The following is a 23,372-nucleotide window of genomic DNA, read 5'->3' on the forward strand; positions in this document are numbered from 1 at the left end:
TCCCGACGGAGGCCCCGTCCCCCGGAGGAAGGGGGGACGGGGCCTCCGCACGGGGTGCCCGGTCAGAGCTGGGCGAGGGGGAACGTCCAGATGCCGCGGCCGTGGGTCGCGACGTAGACCGAGTTGTCGGCCGCGTTGTACTCGACGTCCATGCCGACGGTCAGCGGCAGGCCGGAGCCGAGCCGCTGCCAGCCGGTGGCGCCGGGAGCGCGGTAGAAGGTGGCCAGGTCGGTGGCGAGCACCAGCGCGCCGGTGGACAGCTCCTTGATCGAGCTGGCCGGCACGTCCGGCAGGTTCGCCGAGACGTCCTTCCAGGTCGCGCCCGCGTCGGTGGTCTCGAAGACGTGGCCGATGCCGGCGCCCGGCCCCTCGGTGAACCGGCGGGAGAAGCCGTTCACCGCGAGGTAGGCGTGCGACGGGTTCGCCGGGTCGATCCCGACGCCCTGGAGGAACCGGTTGGGGAAGTCACCCGGCAGGGCGACCTGGTGCCAGCTCGCCGGGTCGGTGACCCTGCCGACCGCGAGGCCCCGGGCGAAGCCGGCGTTGTTGCACGGGCCGCACCAACCGACGTACGCCGTGCCGCCGGAGACCGCCACCGAGGTGGCGGTGTGGCCGGCGCCCAGGTCGAAGACGTTGGTCCAGCCCCTGCCGTCCTGGATCGCGTAGCCCTTGGTGTTGACCCAGACGTGCTGGCCGCCGGCGACCCAGACGTTCGCGTCGTGGTCGTCGGGCGCGAACGGCGCGATGAACCGGGCCAGCTCGTCGCCGGGCGCGTTGGTGTACGGCTGGATGTCCCGCGAGGTGGAGTCCGCCGGCGTGCCCGAGCCCGTGTTGGCGTTGCAGTTCTCGGTCACCCGCATGGCCAGGTTGGTGTACTCCTGGACCTGCCGGCAGCCGTTCGCCGGGTCGGCCTGGGAGTCGCCGCCGTCACCACCGAAGTGCGACCCCATCACGGTGTCCCCGGGGCGCAGGATCGAGGTGCCGTTGTCCTGGAGACCGCCGGAGACGACGGTGCCGGCCTTCGCCGGGTCCCTGCCCAGCGCCACCGAGTAGTACTGGAGGGCGTCGATGGTGCCGTCGTTGAGGCTCTGCCAGTCGGTGGCGTGCCCGTCCTTGTCGGTCTTCCCGTTGATCGGCCGCCGGTAGACGCCGCCGTCGTTGCCGACGTAGACGAAGCCGTTGCCCACGGCCACCGAGTGCTGGTCGGAGTGGGTGGTCCCGCTGCAGGTGTTCTGGGCGTCGTGGATGTTCCAGCAGGCGAAGTTGAAGTTCCAGTACGGGCCGACCGTCTTCCAGTTGGCACCGGCGTCGGTCGACTCGTAGACCTCCTCCAGGCCCGCCCAGAGGTGGTTCGGGTTGGCCGGGTCCACCGCGAGGAACTGGTTGTACCAGGCCTGGATGCCCGGGCCGTAGCCCTTGCCCATCACCGTCTGCTTGAGCGCCGAACCGGAGTTGCCCAGCTTCGACGAGTCGGCGATCTTGTTCCACGGGCCGGCCGGGTTGCCGGTGTTGGAGACGTAGATGCCGTCGAGGTAGCTGTTCACGTTGCCGGCGGGCTTGTTCAGCAGCTTCGGCGACTGGTTGATCGCGTAGAGCTTGCCGCCGTCGGCGGAGAAGGCGAACGTCACGTAGCCGATGTCGTCGGCCGGCATGGCGCCGGTCGGGTTGACCTTCGCCCAGCCGCCCGCCGTGTAGTCGGCGGTCTCGTAGAAGCCGTTGTACGTGTCACCGGAGCGCCAGGCCGAGGCGACCACCACGTGCTTCGGGTTGCGCGGGTCCTGGGCCACGTCGTTGACGATGTTCTTGTACGCGGCGTTCGCGTCGCCCGCGTTCGCCCCGCCCGGCAGGTAGCTCGGGTTCGGCGCGAACTCCAGCTTCCAGGCGCCCGACGTGCTGCCCATCGCGTGCGAGAACAGGCCCCGGTTGGTGGCGACCCAGACCTTACCGTCGAAGAAGCGCAGCTTGTTGATGACCGTGCTCTCCAGCTCGGTCCCGCCGACCCGGTCGGTCGCCTTGAACGCGCCCGACTTCGGGTTGGCCAGCCGGTAGACGCCGGCACCGACGTACGAGGTGCCGCCGGTGTTCCCCTCGCCGGTCGCGTACCAGAGCGAGCCGTCGCCGGCCAGCACGATGTCGCCGCTCGACAGGGTGGGCAGCGCGTCCGTGATCGGCGTCCAGCTCCCGCCGCCGATCGAGGAACGCCACACGCCACCGTCGGCGCCGGCCGCGTACACGTGGCCGCTGTTGTCCGACGCGAGGCCGGTGATCCGGCCGGTGACCAGGCCCGCGCCCCCGGACGAGTTGGACGCGTAGTCGCGGTAGCGCGGGTCGTCGCCGTCGTACCTGATGTTCGTGACCTCGCGCCAGCTGCCCTTTGTGGTGGGCAGCGCGTTGAGCTGGCTCAACGCGTTGGCGTACGCCCCCGGCGCGACGATGCCCGGGGCGTAGCGGGCCTGGGCGAACTGCTCGGCGATGGTGCGGGCCTCGAAGGCCTCCTCGCCGGCCTCCTCCGACGACTCGCCGGCGGCCATCTCCATGAACTCTCTGGGGTGCCAGGGCATGTTGGCGCCCGGCTCGTCGGCCAGGCCCAGCTTCTCCTGCACCTCGTGGTTGGTGGCGACCACGCCACCGAGCGCGGCGGTGAGCACCAGCGCGCCCGCTATTGTCGCCGGCTTCCGCCAGCGGGATGTGGACATGTGAATCCTCCCGGATTCGAGGGGGGTGCCGGGCCGGCGGCCCGGGACCGAAGACGATGGATGGGTGGCGCGCTCCGGCGCCTACCGCGGTCGGACGGTCGCGTCCGCGAGGGACCCCGGGCCCGGCGGAACGCCCGGACGGACCTCGGGTCACGTCCGGTGGGCGGCGCGGGCAGGGTCAGGCGGAAGCCGGTGGGCCGCGGGTGGCCAGGGTGCCGCGCGGCGGCAACGGGAGGGCCGGCTGGCGGCAGGCGATCGCGACGGCCACCCGCTCGGGCGTGCCACCGACTCGCGGGGGCTCGGCCGGGAGGACGTCGTCCGGTCCGTCGCCGGCGGTGACGCCGGCGCGGTGGTCACCGCAGGGTCCGCCGGAGAACTCCGTCCGCAGCTCCGACGGAGCGTGGCCGTCCGGTGGGAGGACGGCGTGGCCGCCGTGGTGGATCGACCGGTGCGCGGCGGTGACCACCGCGCCGGGGTGGTGGCTCTCCGCGCAGGCGGGCGCGCCCAGACCGGCCAGGACGAACGCCAACGCGGCGACGACGGTGCTCAACCGGTCGAGTGCGCGCATGGGCAAACCTGTCCGAGGCGGAGGCCGCTCGAGCGGGCGGCGCGACGGCCGCGGGGCGGGAGCGAATCGAGCAGAGAACGGGAAGGATCGATCGCTTGCTGCGGGACAACGCTAGCAACAACTCTCACCACCCGGCAACGGTGGACGGTCGTCCTTTCGGCTGGTCAGCCGTCCACTCGTGACATCGCTCGGACCGGGGCGGGCAACACATGAAACAGGGGCGCGGCCGGCCGCGCCCCTGTTCCGGGTCGCAGATCAGTGGAAGAAGTGCCGGGTGCCGGTGAGGTACATGGTCACCCCGGCCTCCTTGCAGGCGGCGATGGTCTCCTCGTCGCGGATCGAGCCGCCGGGCTGGACGATGGCCCGGACGCCGGCCTCGATGAGGATCTTCGGGCCGTCGGCGAACGGGAAGAACGCGTCCGAGGCGCAGACCGAGCCGCGGGCGCGCTCGGCGCCGGCCCGGCTCACCGCGAGCTGCGCCGAGTCGACCCGGTTGACCTGGCCCATCCCGACGCCGACGGTGGCGCCCTCCCGGGCCAGCAGGATCGCGTTGCTCTTCACCGCCCGGACCGCCCGCCAGGCGAACGCCAGGTCGCGGAGTGTGGCCTCGTCGGCCGCCTCGCCGGTGGCCAGCGTCCAGTTCGCCGGGTCGTCGCCCGCGGCGTCGATCCGGTCCCGCAACTGCACCAGCACCCCTCCGGTGACCTGCCGCCACTCGGCCGGCAGCGGGTCGAACTCGGGGGCCCGCAGCAGGCGGATGTTCTTCTTGGCCCGGAGGATCTCCAGGGCGCCCTCGTCGAAGCCGGGCGCCACCAGCACCTCGGTGAAGATCTCCGCGACCTGCCGGGCCAGCTCCGCCGAGACCGGCCGGTTGACCGCGATGACGCCGCCGTACGCGGACACCGGGTCGCAGGCGTGCGCCCGGCGGTGCGCCTCGGCCACGTCCGCCCCGACCGCGATGCCGCACGGGTTGGCGTGCTTGATGATCGCCACCGCCGGCTGCTCGGGGAAGTCGTTCGCGGCCCGCCAGGCGGCGTCGGCGTCGACGTAGTTGTTGTAGGACATCTCCTTGCCGTGCAGCTGCTCGGCCTGGGCGAGGCCGGCCGGGCTGGCCGGGTCGGCGTAGAGGGCGGCCGCCTGGTGCGGGTTCTCGCCGTAGCGCAGCACCGACTGGCGGCGCAGCGCCAGCCCGGCGAACGCCGGCCACCCGTCGGCGGCCGGCGCCAGATCCCGGGCGAACCACTCGGCGACGGCCACGTCGTAGTCGGCGATGTCGGCGAACGCGCGGGCCGCGAGGGCCCGGCGCTGGGCCAGGGTGAAGCCACCGTCGGCGAGCGCGGCCCGCAGCGCCGGGTACGCCGCCGGGTCGGTCACGACGGCCACCGATGCGTGGTTCTTCGCCGCGGCCCGGACCATCGCCGGACCGCCGATGTCGATCTGCTCGACGCACTCGTCCTGGCTCGCGCCGGACGCGACCGTGGCCTGGAACGGGTAGAGGTTGGAGACCAGCAGGTCGATGCCGGCGATGCCGTGCTCGTCGAGCTGGGCGGCGTGCGCGTCCTTGCGCAGGTCGGCGAGAAGGCCACCGTGGATCTTCGGGTGCAGCGTCTTCACCCGGCCGTCGAGGATCTCCGGGAAACCGGTCACCTGCTCGACCGGGGTCACCGGCACGCCCGCGCCGGAGATCGTCGACGCGGTGCTGCCGGTCGAGACGATCTCCACCCCCGCCTCGTGCAAGGCCCGGGCCAGCTCGACCAGCCCGGTCTTGTCGTAGACGCTGACCAGCGCCCGCCTGATCGGGCGCCGAACGTCCTCAGTGGCACTCACGGGATCGTGACCTTTCTGCCGGTGATCGTCCAACCTTCACGGACCAGCCGACCAACGTGCTCGACGAGCTGGCGCCGCTCGGCGGACTTGATGCGCTCGGTGAGCGTCTCCTCGTCGTCGTCGTCCCGCACCGGCACGGCGACCTGGGCGACGATCGGGCCGGTGTCCATTCCGGCGTCGACGAAGAACAGGGTGGCCCCGGTGACCTTCACGCCGTACGCGAGCGCGTCCCGAGGGCCGTGGATGCCGGGGAACGCCGGCAGCAGGGTGTTGTGCGTGTTGAGGTAGCGGTCCCCGAACGCCGCCAGGAACTGCGGGCCGACGAGCTTGAGGAAGCCGGCGCTGATGACCAGATCCGGCCGGTGCTCGGCGACCCGGGCGGTCAGCGCCTTGTCCCAGTCCTCGCGGGTCGGGTGGTCCTTCAGCCGCTCGACGAAGGTCGGCACGCCGGCCGCGGCGGCCCGGTCCAGACCGGCGATCCCGTCGCGGTCGGCGCCCACGGCGACCACCCGGGCCCCGTACGCGGGGTCGGCGGCGGCGTCCAGCAACGCCTGGAGGTTGCTGCCGGAGCCGGAGACGAGGACGACGAGGCGGGCGACGGACGCGGGCTCGGTCACGCGGCAACCCTATCGGGCAGGCGGGGGCGTCCGACGCTCGGGCGGCGCAGCCGCTGGTGATCTCCCTCGTGGCGCCGGCACGATACGCTGCCGTCGCCCGGTGCCGTGCGTACGCCCGGCCGGGCGTCGGCATCGTGACTGACCCTGGTCCCGGGCCCGTGTGCCGCGGCGTCCCGTGTCCGGGCGGAATGATGAGCGGCTACAACCCGACCATGGACCGTCGACCCCCAGTTTGAGGAGCGCTCCGCACATGCAGCCCGGTTACCCCGGTCAGGACCCGCACGGCCAGCAGCCGAACCAGGACCCGACCTCCCCCCAGTACGACCCGTACGGCCAGCAGCCGCAGGCCCCGCAGTACGGGCAGCAGCCCACCTCGGGGCAGCCGTACGGGCAGGACCCGTACGCCCAGCCGCCGCAGGCGCCGCAGTACGGGCAGCCGACCTCGGGCCAGCCCTACGGCCAGCCGACCTCCGGCCAGCCCTACGGGCAGGACCCGTACGCGCAGCAGCAGCAGCCGTACGGCGCCGCGCCGCAGTACCCGCAGGCCGGCTACCCGACCGGCCAGGGCGGCCAGAACAACACCCTCGGCCTGATCGGCATGATCGCCGGTATCGCCTCGATCGTGCTCGGCCTCTGCTGCCCGATCATCGGCATCCCGGCCGGCATCGCCGGCGTCGTGCTCGGCGTGATGGGCCAGAAGAAGGTCCAGGCGGGCGAGGCGAGCAACGCCGGCCAGGCCAAGGCCGCCCTCATCTGCGGTGGCATCGGTGTGATCATCGGCATCATCAACGCCATCGCCGGCGCCGCGATCAACCTGAGCAACCTCGGTTCCTGAACCGGCTCCACGAGGGGGCGTCCGGCACCGCCGGTCGCCCCTTCGCCGTTCCCGGCGCGGTCAGTGCTCGTCGCGGCGGGGCGGCGCCTTCGGACGCGGCGGGGCGGGGGTGCGCGTGAGGCTGCGGCCGGCCGCGGCGCCGAGGAGGGCGCCGACGGCGACCACCACGGTGGCCACGCCCGCCACCGGCCAGGCCGCCGGACCGATCTCGGCCAGCCGGCCGCCGCCGAGCGGGCCGCCGGAGGCCGCCGCGGCAAGGCCCAGCAGCAACCCGGCGACCGGGCCGGCGAGCGCCGCCGGAACCAGCAGGGCGGACCACCGGACCGGCGCGCGGTCCTCGGCGGCGAGCCGCAGCAGCCGCCGGGCCAGCAGCCAGCCGGCCGCCATGGCCGCCAGCACCGGCACCGCGAGCAGCGCGGCGCCCAGCCCGTCCACCGGGCCGCGCGGCAGGCCGGCCAGCAACGGTACGGCCGGCAGCGCGCCCACGGAGACCTCGCTGGTGCGCACGGCGGTGTCGGTGCCGACCGCGAACCCGGGACCGAGCAGGTAACTGACCGACCAGACGGTGGCGTTCGGCGCATAGGCGAGGCTGACCAGGGTGATGCCCGCCTGGCCGGCCACCCCGGTCCGGTACGCCCCGATCATGTCGGCGGCGTCGCCGCCCCCGGTGGCCACGGCCAGCCCGGCCGCCCCGGCGCCCGCGCCGAGCAGCAGCAGGACGGCGACCAGGCCGGTGCGCACGCCGTCGCGCAGCGCTGCCGGGGACCGGCGGGTCAGCAGCACCCAGACACCGGTGGTCCGCAGCGCGCCGACCAGGGCGGCGAGCCCGCCGAGGACCGCGAAGGTCAGCCCGGCCCGGAGCGGGGACACCCGCAGCCCGCCCGCGCCGACCGCGAGCGCGGCGAGGGCGCCGAGCACCCCGTACCCGATGCCGACCGCGACCGCGACGGTGAGCGCCCGGCCCGGCGAGCGGTGACCCCGCGCGCCGATGGCCCTGCTCACGTGCACTCCGGCGCGGGTGAGCCGCCAGACGGCGAGCGCGGTGAGGGCGAGCGGCGCCAGGCCGAGCGGCCCGGCGGAGGTCTCCAGCGGCACCCCGTGCCCGAGCAGCCAGCCGACCAGGCCGGCGCGCAGCGCGCCGGGCAGCGAGCCGGCGTCCTCGCTGAGCTGGGCCAGGCCGAGCACCAGGGTGACCGGCAGCCACGACGTCACGGCGGCCCAGAGGGCCGCCACCCCGGCGGCGACGGGCAGCGGGGCCCGGCCGCGCGGCGGTTCCCCCGACCGGGGCGCGGGCACCCGCGGCGCCGGCCGGGCACGGCCGCTCGGCCGGGCGCCGGCGACGACCTCGTCGGCGGGGTGGCGGGGCTGGTCAGGGGTGACGCGTGACATCGGCTCTACTCTGGCATGCCGCGCGGGCAACGGCAGTCCGATACCGCCCCGGGACCGCGGCGAGTTCCCTGATCCACCGGCTCGACGGCGCCGATCCGGTTTAGCCTCGGCCCAGGACGCGACCTTTCCTGTCGCGGCACAGACCGCTCGGAGGAAGCCGTGAACGCTCCGTATCCGCCGCCCCAGCCGCCACCGGCCGCCGGCCGGGACCGCACCACCCTCTGGGGCGTCCTGGGGATCATCACCGGCCTGCTCTGCTGCGGCATCCTGGGCATCGTCTTCGGCTACCTGTCGATCCGGGACGCGAAGCGCTTCGGCAAGTCCCCGCTGCTCGGCTGGCTGGCCATCGCCTTCGGCGTCATCAACCTCATCGCCAGCGCCATCATCCGGTCCCGGGGCAACTACTACTCGCCCTACTGGTACCGGTAGGAAGCGTGAGGGGGCCGACCGGACCCGGTCGACCCCCTCGGCACGTCAGGCGACCGCTCAGCGGCCGGACATGATCTCCCGCATCAGCTTGGCGGTCTCGGTCGGGGTCTTGCCGACCTTCACGCCGACCGCCTCCAGCGCCGCCTTCTTGGCGTCGGCGGTGCCCGCCGAGCCCGAGATGATGGCGCCGGCGTGGCCCATGGTCTTGCCGGGCGGGGCGGTGAAGCCGGCGATGTAGCCGACCACCGGCTTGGTGACGTTGGCCTTGATGAACTCGGCCGCCCGCTCCTCGGCGTCGCCGCCGATCTCACCGATCATGACGATCGCGTCGGTCTCCGGGTCCGCCTCGAAGGCGGCCAGCGCGTCGATGTGGGTGGTGCCGATGATCGGGTCACCACCGATGCCGACGCAGGTGGAGAAGCCGATGTCCCGCAGCTCGTACATCATCTGGTAGGTCAGCGTGCCGCTCTTGCTGACCAGGCCGATCCGGCCGGAGCCGGTGATGTCGGCCGGGATGATGCCGGCGTTGGACGCGCCCGGCGAGGCGATGCCCGGGCAGTTCGGGCCGATGATCCGGGTCCGCTCACCCTGCGCCACGTTGTACGCCCAGAACGCGGCGGTGTCGTGCACCGGCACGCCCTCGGTGATCACCACGGCCAGGTCGATGCCGGCGTCGATCGCCTCGACCACCGCGGCCTTGGTGAACTGCGGCGGCACGAAGATGACCGTGACGTCGGCCCCGGTCTCCTTCATGGCGTCCGCGACGGACGCGAAGACCGGCAGCTCGGCGCCGTCGAAGTCGACCTTCTGGCCCGCCTTGCGCGGGTTGACGCCGCCGACGACGTTGGTGCCGGCGGCGAGCATCCGCCGGGTGTGCTTGGAACCCTCGGAACCGGTCATCCCCTGCACGATGACCTTGGAGTCCTTGGTCAGCCAGATAGCCATTGTCAGACCCCCGCAGCTGCCAGCTCGGCGGCCCGCTCGGCCGCGCCGTCCATGGTGTCGACCCGCTGGATCAGCGGGTTGTTCGCGCCGTCGAGGATCGCCCGACCGGCCTCGGCGTTGTTGCCGTCGAGGCGGACGACGAGCGGCTTGGTGGCCTTCTCGCCGCGCTGCTCGAGCAGCGCCAGGGCCTGGACGATGCCGTTGGCGACCGCGTCGCAGGCGGTGATGCCGCCGAAGACGTTGACGAAGACGCTCTTCACCGACGGGTCGGAGAGGACGATCTCCAGGCCGTTCGCCATGACCTCGGCGCTCGCGCCGCCGCCGATGTCGAGGAAGTTCGCCGGCTTGACGCCGCCGTGCCGCTCACCGGCGTACGCGACCACGTCGAGGGTGGACATGACCAGGCCCGCGCCGTTGCCGATGATGCCGACCTCGCCGTCGAGCTTGACGTAGTTGAGGTCCTTCTCCTTGGCGGCCTGCTCCAGCGGGTCCACCGACGCCTGGTCGACCAGCGCCTCGTGGTCCGGGTGCCGGAACGCGGCGTTCTCGTCGAGGGTGACCTTGGCGTCCAGCAGCAGCAGCTTGCCGTCCTTGGTCGTGGCCAGCGGGTTGACCTCGACCAGCGTGGCGTCCTCGGCGACGAACGCCTGCCACAGCTTGACCGCGACCTCGACCACCTGGTCGGCGACCTCGGCCGGGAAGCCGGCCGCGCTGACGATCTCGCGCGCCTTGGCCTCGTCCACGCCGGTGTTGGCGTCGATCGGAGCCTTGACGACCTTCTCGGGGGTCTCGGCGGCGACCTGCTCGATGTCCATGCCGCCGGCCACGCTGGCGATGCAGAGGAAGGTGCGGTTCGCCCGGTCGAGCAGGTACGAGAAGTAGTACTCGTCGGCCACGTCCGCGGTCACGGTGATCATGACCTTGTGGACCGTGTGACCCTTGATGTCCATGCCGAGGATGTCGGTGGCGCGGGCCACCGTCTCCTCCGCGCCCTCGGCCAGCTTCACGCCGCCGGCCTTGCCGCGGCCGCCGACCTTCACCTGCGCCTTGACGACAACCCGGCCGCCGAGGCGCTCGGCGATCGCGCGGGCCTCCTCCGGGGTAGTGGCGACGCCGCCGGCGAGCACGGGCAAGCCGTGCCGCTCGAACAGGTCCCGCCCCTGGTACTCGTACAGGTCCACGATTGCGCGTCCCGTCCCGTCTCCGCGGCGCGCCGTCGCGCCGCCACCAGCGTTGGAAAATCAGTTTGACGCCTGTCATCAGATGAGACAGGCCATTTGCCGCAGCCTAACGAGATGGGAACCGGCGGCAACCGAGCGGGTGCACGGTGTGCGGTAATGCACAACCACCACTGCCTCGCACCGGGGTCAGCCCACCCGGCAGCGACCGGCCGGATACCCGACCAGGGCTCGCATCATCGTCCTCGGTCCGGTCGGCGTGGTTGCTCGTCCGGGCTCCGTTCGGCGTGGTCGACCGTGGCGGGCCGGCCCCCGGAACGCGGGCCGTCAGCCGTCCGGGGGATGTTGGGGAACGGGCGTAACCCCCTGTTCAGGGCGTCGTTGAGTCTGATGTCGGAGCGCTGGTAAGGCGCGACGACGGGAGCGGCCGATGCCCTGTCGGTCGAGGGGTGGCGGCGGGGCATCGTGCATAGAGGGGCCGGACGTGTGAGGGGTGCGTCCGGCCCCTCCCCCTGTCTGCATTACCGCCGACCCGGCCGCACATCGCCGCACATCGCCGACCGCAGCCGCGAAGTGGGGCCTCACCGAGCCTGGCGGCTTCGGCATCAGCTCCTGAGCCGCTACCAACTTGATGTCGTAAACGACTCACGCCTGGATCGCCCGCCGACGGCGCCGAGCCGAGCCGAATGACATCAGCTCAGGCCCGTTGACACACGTGGTGGCCCATCGGCTCACGCGCGGATCGCCCGCGGACCGCCTGAATCGTCGATGACGTCAGCTCGAAAGGCCGCGAAGGAGAGCCACCGCGCCCGATCCGTTCACGTCATCAAGTTTGTAGCGGCCGAGCGACGGCCTGAAGTTGGCAGCGGCCGACCGACGGCCTGCACCCGACCGCATGGCCCGCCAGGCCGGCAGGCCGGCAGGGGCACGCACCCCAGCGGCAGCGGGTCGACGGCATGGCCTGCCGGGCCGGCAGGGGCAGGGGCACGCACCCCAGCGGCAGCGGGATGGGGAGTCAACTCCTCCGAAGCCGCATCCGCACCGCTGGGGAGGGACATCGCCAGCAGGAGACGCCAGTACAGACGCCGGACGCCAGCAGGAAAGGCGAGCATCCTGGGCAGGCCGTCGTCGGCCGAGCAGCAGGTCAGTCCGGACGTCGCGCGCGGGCGCCGGCATCGGGGGACGCCAGCGCGGACGCAGACGCCACCGGCGGGAGACGCGGGACGCCACCTCCGAGAGGAGACGCCCCGCGGGGAGGGGACACCGTCAGGGGGCGTCCGGGCGAAAGGGTCAGGCGACCGGCTGGGCGACGTTCTCCCGGACCCACTCCACGATCGACTGGGTGGTGGCGCCCGGCGTGAAGATCTTGGCGACGCCGAGCCGCTGGAGTTCCGGGAGGTCCGCGTCCGGGATGATGCCGCCGCCGAAGACGACGATGTCAGTCGCGTCGCGCTCGGCGAGCAGCTCGAGGACACGCTTGAAGAGGGTCATGTGCGCGCCGGAGAGCACCGAGAGGCCGACCGCGTCGGCGTCCTCCTGGATCGCGGTCTCCACGATCTGCTCCGGGGTCTGGTGCAGGCCGGTGTAGATGACCTCCATGCCCGCGTCGCGCAGGGCACGGGCGACCACCTTCGCGCCCCGGTCGTGGCCGTCCAGGCCGGGCTTCGCGACGACGACCCGGATACGAGAGCTCATCAGCGCACACCTTTCACCGGCTCCGGCACTCCTGACCTGAACGAACGGTAACCCGCCCCGCCCGGCGCCGGGAACCCGGGCTGCGCCTTACCGCCCGGCCCGTCGCGCGGGAAGCCGGACACCTCCGCCGAACGGTCACTGTCCGCGACGAACGGGCGGTTGTCGGGCCACCCGACCGGCGGCACGAGCTATGACAAGAAGGGATGGAAACGGACAGAACGAAACGCCAATTCGGCGCTTCAGCTTGTGACGGGAGTGGCAGTTGGCTAACGTGTCCACGGTTGTCATCAGGTCCACGGACGGGTGACGACGCGACACCGGAGGTTCGACCGAGCTTCACCGAACGGTCCGAGGTCGCATCGGATCCCCGACAACGGAGGGTGTGCGTGCGCCAGCGCCTGTCGTCTGAGCCCGATAGATATCGCGGCCGCCGCCGCGTACCCACCCCCCCGCGGAGCCGCTACGCGGCGGTGGTGACCACCGCCTTCGTGGGAGCCGGCATCGTCGCCCTCGGCGCGAACGCCCTCCCCGACGCCAAGAGCGTCAGCCCGTCGGTCCTCGACGAGCTCAAGCAGGCCTCGATCACCAGCCAGGACGCCGCGGCCCGGGCCGACAGCGCGGACCGCGCCAGCCGTGACGAGCGCGCCGGCAAGACGGCCGCCGAGCAGGACACCTGGCTGCTCCCCCTGCACGGCTACGACTTCCAGTCGCCCTACGGCATGCGCTGGGGCAAGCTGCACACCGGCATCGACCTGGTCGCGCCCGAGGGCACGCCGTACCGGGCGATTCACGACGGCCAGGTCACCAAGGCCGGCTGGTTCGGCGGCTACGGCTACGCGGTGATCGTCCAGCACGCGGACGGCAGCGAGGCCATCTACGGCCACTCCTCGGCGGTGAGCGTCAAGGAGGGCCAGCAGGTGAAGGCGGGCGACCAGCTCGGCCTGGTCGGCAACACCGGCCACTCCTACGGTTCGCACCTGCACCTGGAGATCCATGTCAACGGCGAGCCGCGGGACCCGGTGCCGTGGCTCAAGGAGCGCGGAGTGGACATCCAGCTCGAAGTCGAGGCAATCTACAGCGAGGTAGCCGCCTCCTGACGCTCCGCATCGCCCGTTGACCGCCCGGATCAGTTGATCCGGGCGGTTTCGTCTGCGCCGAAGTCTGCTGGGTCACAGCGAAGAATGTGGGCGGCGCCACAGCGCCGCATGATCCTTTTTGGCGGTAAATCGCCCAGCTCGGCGCAAACCCGGGCAGGTGTGGTCACGCGCCTCGCCCGTCCTCCGGAACCCCGTACCCGGCGCGACCCGGGCCGACACCAGTATTTCGAGGTCACGTGCCCCTCGACTGATGAAGGTTTCCGTGCAGGAAGACAGCTCCATCCAGAACGAGAACACCCCGGACATCGCTCCCGCCCGGCACCGGCGCCAGCGCCCGGCCCGGCGTACCGCATATCTCGTCCTCGGCGCGGTGGCCCTGCTGGGCCTCGGCGTCGGCGGCGTCTCCGTCGCCACCGCCGGGCACGGTGCCCCGACCCCCGCCGCGGTCGACTTCGACGCCCAGGCGCGCGCTGAGGCCGCCGCCCGCGCCGATCGCTCGGTCCGCGAGTCGACCGCCCCGGTCACCCCCTCGGCCAGCGCGTCGCCGAGCCCGAGCGCGGCCAGCCCGAAGCCGACGAAGGCCGCCCCGGCCAAGCCGAAGCCGAAGAAGACCACCAAGCCGAAGCCGGCCTGGGTCATCCCGATGAAGGGCGCCGAGATCACCTCCTGCTACGGGCAGCGGTGGGGCACCCTGCACGCCGGCATCGACTTCGCCATGCCGTCGGGCACCCCGATCCACGCCGCCGCGGCGGGCACCGTGGTCAAGGCGGGCGACGTCGGGGACGGCTACGGCAACTCGGTGTTCATCGACCACGCCAACGGCTACCTGACCCACTACGCCCACCAGCGACGCCTGATCGTCGGCGTCGGTGACAAGGTGAAGGCCGGCCAGGTCATCGGCTACGAGGGCGCCACCGGTGACGCCACCGGCCCGCACCTGCACTTCGAGGTGCACAAGGGCGCCATGTGGAACCAGATCGACCCGGCGCCGTTCCTGCGCGCCCGGGGCATCAGCGTGGCCTGCTGACGGGCCACGGCACGAGGGAGGGGCCCGGTCCGGCACGTCGCCGGGCCGGGCCCCACTCAGCTCAGAGCTTGTCGATCGGGGCGTGCCGGAGGACCAGCCACATGGTCTGGTCGCCGAAGTCGATCTGCGCCCGCGCGCCCGGACCGTGCCCCTCCACCGCCAGCACCCGGCCGAGGCCGTAGCGCTGGTGGTTGACCCGGTCGCCCACCGAGACCTTGGGCGCCTGCTTCAGCTCGCTCGCGGTGGCCAGCCGGCTCGCGTCCACCCCGAGCCGATTGGCGAGCTGGGTCGCCTTGGGCGTCCCCCCGGTGAAACCGCCCCGCCCACCGGGCGCGCGGTCCGCCCGGCCGCCGACGCCGCCGCCCCCGCCACCCCACGAGGTGTACGACCCCTCGGTGCGCTCCCAGCGGACCAACTCGGTCGGCAGCTCCTCGAGGAAGCGCGACGGCGGGTTGTAGGCCGGTGCACCCCAGGCCGAACGGGTGACCGCCCGGGACAGGTAGAGGCGCTGCCGGGCGCGGGTGATGCCCACGTAGGCCAGTCGCCGCTCCTCCTCCAGCTCGCGGGTGTCGCCCAGCGAGCGCAGGTGCGGGAAGACGCCGTCCTCCAGGCCGCTCAGGAACACCACCGGGAACTCCAGCCCCTTGGCGGTGTGCAGCGTCATCAGGGTCACCACGCCCTGGTGGTCCGGGTCGTCGGAGGGGATCTGGTCGGCATCGGCCACGAGCGCCACCTGCTCCAGGAAACCGGCCAGGGTGGCCCGCTCGTCCTCCTCGCCCAACGCCTCGATCCGCTCGGTGTACTCGCGGGCGACGCTGACCAGTTCCTGGAGGTTGTCCACCCGGCCGGCGTCCTGCGGGTCGAGGCTCTCCTCCAGCTCGGCCAGGTAGCCCGAACGGGTCAGCACGGCCTCCAGCACCTCCTCCGGGGTGCCGGTGGCGGCCAGCTCACGCGCCTCGTCGAGCAGCGCGACGAACTCGGCGATGCCGTTGGCGGCCCGGGTGGAGATGCCCGGGGCGTCCTTGGCCCGGCGCAGCGCGGCGCCGAAGGAGATCCGGTCGCGGCCGGCCAGCGCCTCCACGCACGCCTCGGCGCGCTCGCCGATGCCGCGCCGCGGGGTGTTGAGGATCCGGCGCAGGCTGACCGTGTCGTCGTCGTTGACCACCGCGCGCAGGTAGGCCAGCGCGTCGCGGACCTCCTTGCGCTCGTAGAAGCGCACCCCGCCGACCACCTTGTAGGGCAGGCCGACCCGGATGAACACCTCCTCGAAGACGCGGGACATGGCGTTGGTGCGGTAGAAGACGGCCACGTCGCCCGGGCGGGTGTCGCCGGCGTCGACCAGCCGGTCGATCTCCCGGGCCACCCAGTCCGCCTCAGCGTGCTCGGTGTCGGCCACGTAGCCGACGATCTGTTCGCCGGCCCCGGCGTCGCTCCACAGCCGCTTGGGCTTGCGGGAGGTGTTCCGGTCGATCACGGCGTTGGCGGCGTTGAGGATGGTCTGGGTGGAGCGGTAGTTCTGCTCCAGCAGGATCGTCCGGGCGTCGGTGAAGTCGCGCTCGAACTCCAGGATGTTGCGGATCGTGGCGCCACGGAACGCGTAGATCGACTGGTCGGCGTCACCGACCACGCAGAGCTCGGCCGGCGGGATGCCCTCGGTGCCGGAGACGAGCTCCTTGATCAGCACGTACTGGGCGTGGTTGGTGTCCTGGTACTCGTCGACCAGCACGTGCCGGAACCGGCGCCGGTAGCTCTCCGCGACGTGCGGGTGCGACTGGAGCAGGTGCACCGTCGTCATGATCAGGTCGTCGAAGTCGAGCGCGTGCGCCTCGCGCAGCCGCCGCTGGTAGAGCGTGTAGGCCTCGGCCAGCGCCCGCTCGTTGGGGCCCTTGGCCCGGCCGGCGAACTCCTCCGGGTCCACCAGCTCGTTCTTCAGGTTGGAGACCTGGGCGGCCAGGCCGCGGGCCGGATGGCGCTTCGGGTCCAGGTCCAGCTCGCGGGCGACCAGCTGCATGAGCCGGCGGGAGTCGTCGGCGTCGTAGATCGAGAAGGTGGACTTGAGGCCGGCGTGCTCGTGCTCGGCGCGCAGGATCCGGACGCAGGCCGAGTGGAAGGTCGACACCCACATCAACCGGGCACGCGGGCCGACCAGGGCGGCCACCCGCTCCTTCATCTCACCGGCGGCCTTGTTGGTGAAGGTGATCGCGATGATCTCGCCGGGGTGCACGTCCCGCGCGGCGAGCAGGTAGGCGATCCGGTTGGTCAGCACCCGGGTCTTGCCGGAGCCGGCGCCGGCCACGATGAGCAGCGGCGAACCGGCGTGGGTGACCGCGTCCCGCTGAGGACCGTTCAGGCCGGCCAGGAGGGCCTGCGGGTCCGGCCGGGCCGACGGCCTCGGGGCGCGGCGCGGCGACGGGCCGGAGTCGTCGTGGGCCCCGGGCCGGTGCGGCGGGGTCGCCCCGGGCTCCGGCGCGGGCGGGGACGCGGGGATGTCGAAGAGAGGATGCATCGCACCGGAAGTCTATGCCGACCGCCGGACACTTCCCGCCCGCGCGGCCCCGCCGGGACGGCGGCGTCACGTCCCACCTGTTGGCGGGTTTCCTTGCGCCGCGGGCCCGGAGGTCGGCATACTCGACGGCGTGTTCGGTCAGCGCTTCTACTTTTACTACGGCACCGGGAGTCCGGCAGCCGTGGGTCGCGCCTGATCACAGACCTACGAAAGCCCCGGGCTCCTGGAGCCCGGGGCTTTTCCGTCCCCGGGATCCGGGTACCGGGCCCGAGCCCCGAGGGGTACGACGATGATGACTGACGTGGTGGAGTCCAGCGGCAGCCTGGCGCCGCGCGACCGGCCCGCCGGCGGTGACCCGACCGGGGCCGCGGCGGCCCGGACCGGCACCGACGACTCGGCGGCGGCCGAGCGGATCAGCGAGATCCGGGAGCGGATCGACGAGATCGACCGCACCCTCATCGCGCTCTGGCAGGAGCGGGCCGCGCTCTCCCAGGAGGTCGGGGCCACCCGGATGGCCTCCGGCGGCACCCGGCTCGTGCTCTCCCGGGAGCGGGAGATCCTGGAGCGGTTCCGCGAGGCGCTCGGCGCGGACGGCACCCAGCTCGCGCTCCTGCTGCTGCGCGCCGGCCGCGGACCGCTGTGAGGGGTCCCAGCGGCGCGGAGTCGCCGGATACGACGAACCGCCTGCCGGCGTCGAGCTGACGCCGGCAGGCGGTCCGGGGTGGGTCAGGCCGCCTCGTGGGTGGCGACGATCTCCCGCTTCTCCGCGAAGTGGCAGGCGCTCGGGTGGTCCGAGCCGCGCCGGATCTGGAGCAGCGGCACCTCCTGGGCGCAGACGTCCTGCGCCTTCCAGCACCGGGTGCGGAACCGGCAGCCCGAGGGCGGGCTGACCGGCGAGGGGACGTCACCCTGGAGCCGGATGATCGCCTTGCTCTCCCGCACGGTCGGGTCCGGCACCGGCACCGCCGACAGCAGCGCCTGGGTGTACGGGTGGGTCGGGCGCTCGTAGATCTCGTCCTCGGTGCCGACCTCCACCATCTTGCCCAGGTACATCACGGCGACCCGGTCGGAGAGGTGACGCACGACCGACAGGTCGTGGGCGATGAAGACGTACGAGAGGCCGAACTCGCCCTGGAGCTTCTCCAGCAGGTTCATCACCTGCGCCTGGATCGACACGTCCAGGGCCGACACCGGCTCGTCGCAGACGATGACCTCGGGGCGCAGGGCCAGCGCCCGGGCGATGCCGATGCGCTGCCGCTGGCCGCCGGAGAACTGGTGCGGGTACCGGTTGATGTGCTCCGGGTTGAGGCCGACCAGGTCGAGCAGCTCCTTGACCTTGTCCCGGCGGGACCGCTTCGGGGCCACCTCGGGGTGGATCTCGAACGGCTCGCCGATGAGGTCACCGACCGTCATGCGCGGGTTCAGCGAGGTGTACGGGTCCTGCATCACCAGCTGGATCTGCCGGCGCAGGCGCCGCAGCGCGCCGCCGGAGAGCTTGGAGATGTCCTGGCCCTTGTAGAGCACCTGGCCGGCGGTCGGCTTCTCCAGGTTCATCAGCACCCGGGCCAGCGTCGACTTGCCGCAGCCGGACTCGCCGACCACGCCGAGGGTCTCGCCGGCCTTCAGGTCGAAGGAGACGCCGTCGACCGCCTTGACCTGACCGATGGTCTTCTTGAACACCACACCCCGGGTCACGGGGTAGTGCTTGACCAGGTCACGGACCTCGATGATGTTCTCAGTCACGGTTCACGAGCTCCTCGGCGAAGTGGCAGGCGCTGGCCCGCCCGCGGCCCAACTGCAGCAGCGGTGGCACCTTCTCCCGGCACACCGGCTGCGCCATGGGGCAGCGCGGGTTGAAGGCGCAGCCCGGCGGGATGTTCATCAGGTTCGGCGGGAGGCCCTTGATGGTACGGAGCTCCTGCCCCTTCTCGTCCATCCGCGGGATCGAGTTGAGCAGGCCGAGGGTGTACGGGTGCGCCGGCTTGGCGTACAGGTCGTACACGTCGGCTTCCTCGACGATCCGGCCGGCGTACATGACCGCGATCCGGTCCGCGACGTCGGCGACCACGCCGAGGTCGTGGGTGATCAGGATCATGCCCATCTGCCGCTCCCGCTGGAGCTCGCCGAGCAGGTCCATGATCTGGGCCTGCACGGTCACGTCCAGCGCGGTGGTGGGCTCGTCGGCGATCAGCACCTCGGGGTCGAGCGCCAGCGACATGGCGATCATGGCGCGCTGCCGCATACCACCGGAGAACTGGTGCGGGTAGTTGCTGTACCGGCCCTTGGCGTTCGGGATCTTGACCTGGTCGAGCATCTCGATCGCGCGCTTCTTGGCGTCCGAGCGGCTCATGCCGCGCCGGATGCGGAACTGCTCGGCGATCTGGAAGCCGACGGTGAAAACCGGGTTGAGGGCGGAGAGCGAGTCCTGGAAGATCATCGCAATGCCTTCACCCCGGATCCGGCGCCGCTGCTCGGCGGACATCTTGAGCATGTCCTTGCCGTGGAAGCGGACCCGGCCCCCGGTGACGAAGCCGGGCGGGGTGTCGAGGATGCCCATGATGGTCTGCGCGGTGACGCTCTTGCCGGAGCCGGACTCGCCGAGCACGGCAAGGGTCTCACCGGCGTCGACGTGGTACGTCACCCCGTTGATGACCTTGGCGACACCGTCCCGGGTGCGGAACTCCACCCGCAGGTCGTCGACCTCGAGCAGGCGGCCCGAGGGGCGGCCGGATCCGTCGGCGCCCGGCGCGGACTGCTCGGACACGAGAATGTCGGACAACTCAGTTCCCCTATCGAAGCTTCGGGTCGAGGGCCTCGCGGACCGCCTCGCCGAGCATGACGAAGCTCAGCACCGCGGTGACGAGGAACGCGGAGGGGAAGAACAGCAGGAACGGCGAGACGCGGATGTAGTTCTGCGCCTCGCTGATCATGATGCCCCAGGAGACCACCGGGGTCTTCAGGCCGATGCCCAGGAAGGACAGCGTGGCCTCCGCGCCGATGAACGAGCCGACCATGATCGTGCCGTAGACCAGCAGCGGGGCCAGGCAGTTCGGCAGCAGGTGCTTGAGGATGATCCGGCCGGTGCCGGCGCCGAGCGCGCGCGCCGCCACGATGTAGTCGGCCTCCTTGGTGGCGAGCACCGAGGAGCGCATCAGCCGCATCACGACCGGCCAGCTCAGCACGACCAGAGACATGATCACCAGTCCCATGATCGTCCACTCGCCGTTGTCGGTGCCGGACCCGTTGAACGTGGTCAGGATGACGATCGAGCCGAGCACGAACGGCAGGCCGAAGAAGATGTCCGCGATCCGGGAGAGCAGCGCGTCCACCCAGCCGCCGCGGTAGCCGGCGATGATGCCCATGGCACCACCGATCAGCAGGGTGCCGATGGTCGACAGCAGCGCCACCACGATCGAGGCGCGGGCGCCGTAGATGGTCCGGGCGTACACGTCGCGGCCCTGCACGTCGTAGCCGAACCAGGCGTCGGCCGACGGCTCGACCCGGCTGCGGGACAGTGCGCCGTTGACCGCGTCGCCGGACGTGAACAGCGAGGGGAACGCCGCCATCACCACGAAGAGCAGGATGAACGCGGCGGAGATCCAGAACAGCGGCTTGCGGCGCAGGTCGCGCCAGGCGTCGCCGAGCAGGCCGCGCGGCTTCTCCCGCTTCTGCGCGCTCTCCGGAAGGCCGGCGTTGACGGGCGCGCCGGACCCGGCCTCGGTCGGCATGGTCGCGGGCGGCGTCGAGACGATCGATGCGGTACTCGGGTCACTCATAGCGGATCCTCGGGTCCAGGGCGGCGTAGAGCAGGTCCACCAGCAGGTTCATCACGAGATAGACGACCACCAGCACCACCACGATGCCGACAACGGTAGCGCTCTCCTTGGTGACGATCGCCCGGAGCACCTGGCGGCCGATGCCGTTGATGCCGAAGATGCCCTCGGTCACGATCGCGCCGCCCATCAGGGCGCCCAGGTCGGTGCCGAGCAGGGTGACGACCGGGATGAGCGAGTTGCGCAGCAGGTGCACGCCGACGACCCGGCGCATGGGGAGGCCCTTGGCGATGGCGGTGCGGACGTAGTCGGCCCGCCGGTTCTCGGCGATGCTGGTCCGCGCCACCCGGGCGATGTACGCCATCGAGGCGCTACCGAGCACGAAGCCTGGCACGATCAGCTCGCTGAACCGCATCTCGTTGGAGACGGTGGGGTGGATGATGCCCCACTTGACACCGAGGAGCCACTGGAGCACGAAGCCGATGACGAAGACCGGCAGCGCGATCAGGAACAGGGTGGAGATCAGGACCAGGTTGTCCAGGAAACCGTTGCGCCGGAGACCGGTCAGGACGCCCGCGCCGAGACCGATGACGGCCTCGATGGCGAGGGCGACCACCGCCAGCTTCAGGGTGTTCGGGTACGACGTGGCGATGATGTCGCTGATCTCGCGACCGCCGAACGTGATACCGAAGTCGCCCTGGAAAAGGTTCTTCATGTAGCTGGCGTACTGCACCCAGATCGAATCGTCGAGATGGTACTTCTCGGTCATCATGGCCCGGTAGTTCGGGGGGCAACCGCGGTCGCCGCACTTGCCGGCGAAGGGGTCACCGGGCACCGACCAGACGAGCCAGTAGATCAGGAACGTCGTGCCGATGAAGACCGGCACGAGTTGCAGCAGCCGTCTCACAAGATAACGGCCCATGGGGTGGTCCTCCTGACAGGGGGCGCGCGTCGGACGGCCGACACGGATGGTGACAACGTGCGAGGGGTTTGTTGTACACCCCCTCGCGGAACGGCCCCGGGTCGGGCTCACCGGTAGGCGAGCCCGACCCGGGGTCAGACCGTTCGGATCAGAGCTCGACCGAGGTGATGTCGAGCTCGCCGACGTTGGTCAGCTCCATCTTCTTGATCTTCTCCGAGTGGCCGGACTGCTGGCCGCCGAAGTAGATCGGCACCGTCGGCACGTCATTGTCGATGAGCTTGACGGCCTCGGCGAACTTCGCGTGGGCAGCCTTCAGGTCGGGGGCCGCGGAGGCCTCCTTCGCGAGGGCGTCCACCTGCGGGTTGCTGTACTTGCCGTCGTTCGAGGAACCGCCGGTCACGTAGAGCGGGTTGATCCAGTTCTCCACGTCCGGGTAGTCCTGCTGCCAGCCGGCGCGGTACATGCCGGTCATCTTGTAGGCGTTGATGTTCGCCCGGAAGACCGCGAAGGTCGGCACACCAACGGCGACCGCGTCGATGTTCAGGTTGGTCTTGATCTGCTGGGCGACGGCCTCCATCCACTCCTTGTGGCTGGCGTCCGCGTTGTACGACAGGGTCAGCTTGCCCGTGAAGCCACCGGCCTCCTGGAGCAGCTGCTTGGCCTGCGTCGGGTCGAACTTGCAGGAGGTGCAGTTGCCCGGCTCGGCGCCCGGGGTCAGCGGGTTGGCCCAGCTGTCGGCCGGCTTCCGGTTACCGAAGAAGATCTTGTCGGTGATCTCCTGCCGGTTGATCGACAGCGAGATCGCCTTGCGCAGCTTGGCGTTCTTGAAGCGCGCGTCGTAGATCGGGAAGGCGATGATGCCGGTCGACGGGGTGGTCGACGCGATCGCCCGCTCGCCCAGGTCGGTCTTCCACTTGTCACCGGCCAGCGAGGAGACCGGGACCTGCTGCTGGAAGTCCAGGTTGCCCGACACCAGGTCGTTGTAGGCCGCGGTGTCGTCCTGGTAGATCTTGACGGTGACGTCCTTGATCTTCATCTTGTCGCGCAGGCTGTAGTCGTCGAAGCGGGTGAGCTTCAGCTCGACGTCGTCCTGCCAGGAGACGAGCTTGACCGGGCCGTTACCGATCGGCTTCTTGCCGAACTCCGCCGGGGTGGTGGCGAAGAAGGCGTCGGGCAGCGGCATGAAGGCGCTGTAGCCGAGCTTGGTCGGGAACACGGCGGTCGGCGCGGAGAGCGTGACCTCGAAGTTCCAGTCGTCGACGACCTTCAGGCCGGACAGCTCCTTGGCCTTCGGCTCCGGGGCCTTCTTCGGGCCGTCCGGGCCGTCCGGGTCCTCGGTGTAGGTGTCACCGAAGCCCTGGATGTCGGCGAAGAAGGAGGCGTTCTGCGCGCCGTTCGGGCCGTACGCCGCCCAGTTCCAGGCCTTGACGAAGCTCTCGGCCTTGACGGTGGTGCCGTCGTGGAACTTGGTGTTCTGCTTGATCTTGATCTTGAAGACCTTGGAGTCGCTCGTCTCGATCGACTCGGCCAGCAGGTTCTGCGGCGCCCCACCGTTGTTGGGGTACTCGACCAGACCGCTCCACATCCAGTCGATGATCTTGCCGCCACCGGTCTCGGTGGTGTTCGCCGGAACCAGGGGGTTCTCCGGCTGGGTGCCGTCGATGACGATCGCGCCGTCCTTGCTGGCGCTGGCGTCGCCGCCGTCGTCGTTGCCGCTGGAGCAGCCGGACGCGACGAGCGCGAATGCCGCGCCCACCGCGAGCGCGCCGCTCGCCCGCTTCGAGACTCTCATTCCGAGGGGCCTCCTCTTTCTAACCTGGTTCCGTCGTGAGTTTCACGCACGTGTGGGGGGTGACACCGCCGACGAC

At 71.5% G+C, this 23,372-nt stretch carries 19 protein-coding genes; 5 read left to right on the forward strand and 14 right to left on the reverse strand.

Annotated features, from left to right (window positions below; genetic code table 11):
• Positions 1-62: 62 nt before the first annotated feature.
• The 4 genes from ACQP12_RS29090 to purN all read right to left on the reverse strand — a co-directional run bounded on the left by ACQP12_RS29090 (position 63) and on the right by purN (position 5,708).
• Positions 63-2,696 (reverse strand): glycosyl hydrolase, encoded by a 2,634-nt coding sequence (locus ACQP12_RS29090; RefSeq protein WP_433283369.1) that lies wholly within the window; start codon positions 2,694-2,696, stop codon positions 63-65.
• Positions 2,697-2,874: 178 nt separating this feature from the next.
• The gene (locus ACQP12_RS29095; RefSeq protein ID WP_433283370.1) at positions 2,875-3,264 is read right to left on the reverse strand and encodes a hypothetical protein; all 390 of its coding nucleotides are present in this window, start codon (positions 3,262-3,264) and stop codon (positions 2,875-2,877) included.
• Between the two features lie 255 nt (positions 3,265-3,519).
• On the reverse strand, positions 3,520-5,091 hold the full coding sequence (gene purH / locus ACQP12_RS29100) for a bifunctional phosphoribosylaminoimidazolecarboxamide formyltransferase/IMP cyclohydrolase (RefSeq protein WP_433283371.1): 1,572 nt from the start codon (positions 5,089-5,091) through the stop codon (positions 3,520-3,522).
• A complete protein-coding gene (purN, locus tag ACQP12_RS29105) occupies positions 5,088-5,708 on the reverse strand; it encodes a phosphoribosylglycinamide formyltransferase (RefSeq protein ID WP_433283372.1) in 621 nt (206 codons plus the stop codon). Before purN ends, purH begins: the two co-directional genes overlap by 4 nt.
• A gap of 250 nt (positions 5,709-5,958) precedes the next feature.
• Between purN and ACQP12_RS29110 the strand changes: the two genes are divergently transcribed.
• Positions 5,959-6,543: a DUF4190 domain-containing protein gene (locus ACQP12_RS29110; protein WP_357938592.1), complete on the forward strand. Its 585-nt coding sequence runs from the start codon at positions 5,959-5,961 to the stop codon at positions 6,541-6,543.
• Positions 6,544-6,603: 60 nt separating this feature from the next.
• Here the strand turns inward: ACQP12_RS29110 and ACQP12_RS29115 are convergent, their stop codons facing one another.
• Positions 6,604-7,932 (reverse strand): cell division protein PerM, encoded by a 1,329-nt coding sequence (locus ACQP12_RS29115; RefSeq protein ID WP_433283373.1) that lies wholly within the window; start codon positions 7,930-7,932, stop codon positions 6,604-6,606.
• 159 nt (positions 7,933-8,091) lie between these two features.
• Between ACQP12_RS29115 and ACQP12_RS29120 the strand changes: the two genes are divergently transcribed.
• Positions 8,092-8,361 carry a DUF4190 domain-containing protein gene (locus ACQP12_RS29120; protein WP_357938596.1) on the forward strand — a complete coding sequence of 90 codons (270 nt, stop codon included), beginning with the start codon at positions 8,092-8,094 and terminating at the stop codon, positions 8,359-8,361.
• Positions 8,362-8,418: 57 nt separating this feature from the next.
• Here ACQP12_RS29120 and sucD read toward each other — a convergent pair whose 3' ends face one another.
• The 3 genes from sucD to ACQP12_RS29135 all read right to left on the reverse strand — a co-directional run bounded on the left by sucD (position 8,419) and on the right by ACQP12_RS29135 (position 12,179).
• Positions 8,419-9,306, reverse strand: coding sequence for a succinate--CoA ligase subunit alpha (sucD, locus tag ACQP12_RS29125; RefSeq protein ID WP_357938598.1), 888 nt, complete (start codon positions 9,304-9,306; stop codon positions 8,419-8,421).
• 2 nt (positions 9,307-9,308) lie between these two features.
• Positions 9,309-10,487, reverse strand: coding sequence for an ADP-forming succinate--CoA ligase subunit beta (gene sucC / locus ACQP12_RS29130; protein ID WP_151465740.1), 1,179 nt, complete (start codon positions 10,485-10,487; stop codon positions 9,309-9,311).
• A 1,287-nt stretch (positions 10,488-11,774) separates the two neighbouring features.
• Positions 11,775-12,179, reverse strand: a complete 405-nt coding sequence (locus tag ACQP12_RS29135) for a cobalamin B12-binding domain-containing protein (protein ID WP_357938600.1) — start codon at positions 12,177-12,179, stop codon at positions 11,775-11,777.
• 386 nt (positions 12,180-12,565) lie between these two features.
• Here ACQP12_RS29135 and ACQP12_RS29140 point away from each other — a divergent pair, with 386 nt between their 5' ends.
• Positions 12,566-13,276 (forward strand): M23 family metallopeptidase, encoded by a 711-nt coding sequence (locus ACQP12_RS29140; protein ID WP_357938602.1) that lies wholly within the window; start codon positions 12,566-12,568, stop codon positions 13,274-13,276.
• 250 nt (positions 13,277-13,526) lie between these two features.
• A complete protein-coding gene (locus tag ACQP12_RS29145) occupies positions 13,527-14,303 on the forward strand; it encodes a M23 family metallopeptidase (protein ID WP_433283374.1) in 777 nt (258 codons plus the stop codon).
• A 61-nt stretch (positions 14,304-14,364) separates the two neighbouring features.
• On the opposite strand, the gene pcrA is transcribed toward ACQP12_RS29145, so the two are convergent.
• Positions 14,365-16,809, reverse strand: a complete 2,445-nt coding sequence (pcrA, locus tag ACQP12_RS29150; RefSeq protein WP_433283375.1) for a DNA helicase PcrA — start codon at positions 16,807-16,809, stop codon at positions 14,365-14,367.
• 289 nt (positions 16,810-17,098) lie between these two features.
• Between pcrA and ACQP12_RS29155 the strand changes: the two genes are divergently transcribed.
• Positions 17,099-17,452: a chorismate mutase gene (locus ACQP12_RS29155; protein ID WP_433283376.1), complete on the forward strand. Its 354-nt coding sequence runs from the start codon at positions 17,099-17,101 to the stop codon at positions 17,450-17,452.
• A gap of 83 nt (positions 17,453-17,535) precedes the next feature.
• Here ACQP12_RS29155 and ACQP12_RS29160 read toward each other — a convergent pair whose 3' ends face one another.
• From ACQP12_RS29160 to ACQP12_RS29180, 5 genes are all read right to left on the reverse strand, one after another.
• A complete protein-coding gene (locus ACQP12_RS29160) occupies positions 17,536-18,552 on the reverse strand; it encodes an ABC transporter ATP-binding protein (protein WP_433283377.1) in 1,017 nt (338 codons plus the stop codon).
• Positions 18,545-19,573: an ABC transporter ATP-binding protein gene (locus tag ACQP12_RS29165; protein ID WP_433289507.1), complete on the reverse strand. Its 1,029-nt coding sequence runs from the start codon at positions 19,571-19,573 to the stop codon at positions 18,545-18,547. Before ACQP12_RS29165 ends, ACQP12_RS29160 begins: the two co-directional genes overlap by 8 nt.
• Before the next feature lie 25 nt (positions 19,574-19,598).
• On the reverse strand, positions 19,599-20,585 hold the full coding sequence (locus ACQP12_RS29170; RefSeq protein WP_433283378.1) for an ABC transporter permease: 987 nt from the start codon (positions 20,583-20,585) through the stop codon (positions 19,599-19,601).
• Positions 20,578-21,504, reverse strand: coding sequence for an ABC transporter permease (locus ACQP12_RS29175; protein WP_433283379.1), 927 nt, complete (start codon positions 21,502-21,504; stop codon positions 20,578-20,580). The genes ACQP12_RS29170 and ACQP12_RS29175 overlap by 8 nt, the downstream gene beginning before the upstream one ends.
• A 148-nt stretch (positions 21,505-21,652) precedes the next feature.
• Positions 21,653-23,296: a peptide ABC transporter substrate-binding protein gene (locus ACQP12_RS29180; protein WP_433283380.1), complete on the reverse strand. Its 1,644-nt coding sequence runs from the start codon at positions 23,294-23,296 to the stop codon at positions 21,653-21,655.
• Between the last annotated feature and the right edge of the window lie 76 nt (positions 23,297-23,372).

It is taken from the genome of Micromonospora sp. CA-244673, from assembly GCF_050948395.1.
Taxonomy (GTDB): domain Bacteria; phylum Actinomycetota; class Actinomycetes; order Mycobacteriales; family Micromonosporaceae; genus Micromonospora.

What these genes read in the sequence shown, in the direction of transcription:
- sucD (WP_357938598.1), bottom strand. Translation starts at nt 9,306, where the DNA reads ATGGCTATCTGGCTGACCAAGGACTCCAAGGTCATCGTGCAGGGGATG.
- ACQP12_RS29135 (WP_357938600.1), bottom strand. Translation starts at nt 12,179, where the DNA reads ATGAGCTCTCGTATCCGGGTCGTCGTCGCGAAGCCCGGCCTGGACGGC.
- ACQP12_RS29090 (WP_433283369.1), bottom strand. Translation starts at nt 2,696, where the DNA reads ATGTCCACATCCCGCTGGCGGAAGCCGGCGACAATAGCGGGCGCGCTG.
- ACQP12_RS29170 (WP_433283378.1), bottom strand. Translation starts at nt 20,585, where the DNA reads ATGAGTGACCCGAGTACCGCATCGATCGTCTCGACGCCGCCCGCGACC.
- ACQP12_RS29115 (WP_433283373.1), bottom strand. Translation starts at nt 7,932, where the DNA reads ATGTCACGCGTCACCCCTGACCAGCCCCGCCACCCCGCCGACGAGGTC.
- ACQP12_RS29110 (WP_357938592.1), top strand. Translation starts at nt 5,959, where the DNA reads ATGCAGCCCGGTTACCCCGGTCAGGACCCGCACGGCCAGCAGCCGAAC.
- pcrA (WP_433283375.1), bottom strand. Translation starts at nt 16,809, where the DNA reads ATGCATCCTCTCTTCGACATCCCCGCGTCCCCGCCCGCGCCGGAGCCC.
- ACQP12_RS29175 (WP_433283379.1), bottom strand. Translation starts at nt 21,504, where the DNA reads ATGGGCCGTTATCTTGTGAGACGGCTGCTGCAACTCGTGCCGGTCTTC.
- ACQP12_RS29095 (WP_433283370.1), bottom strand. Translation starts at nt 3,264, where the DNA reads ATGCGCGCACTCGACCGGTTGAGCACCGTCGTCGCCGCGTTGGCGTTC.
- ACQP12_RS29145 (WP_433283374.1), top strand. Translation starts at nt 13,527, where the DNA reads ATGAAGGTTTCCGTGCAGGAAGACAGCTCCATCCAGAACGAGAACACC.
- ACQP12_RS29180 (WP_433283380.1), bottom strand. Translation starts at nt 23,296, where the DNA reads ATGAGAGTCTCGAAGCGGGCGAGCGGCGCGCTCGCGGTGGGCGCGGCA.
- ACQP12_RS29155 (WP_433283376.1), top strand. Translation starts at nt 17,099, where the DNA reads ATGATGACTGACGTGGTGGAGTCCAGCGGCAGCCTGGCGCCGCGCGAC.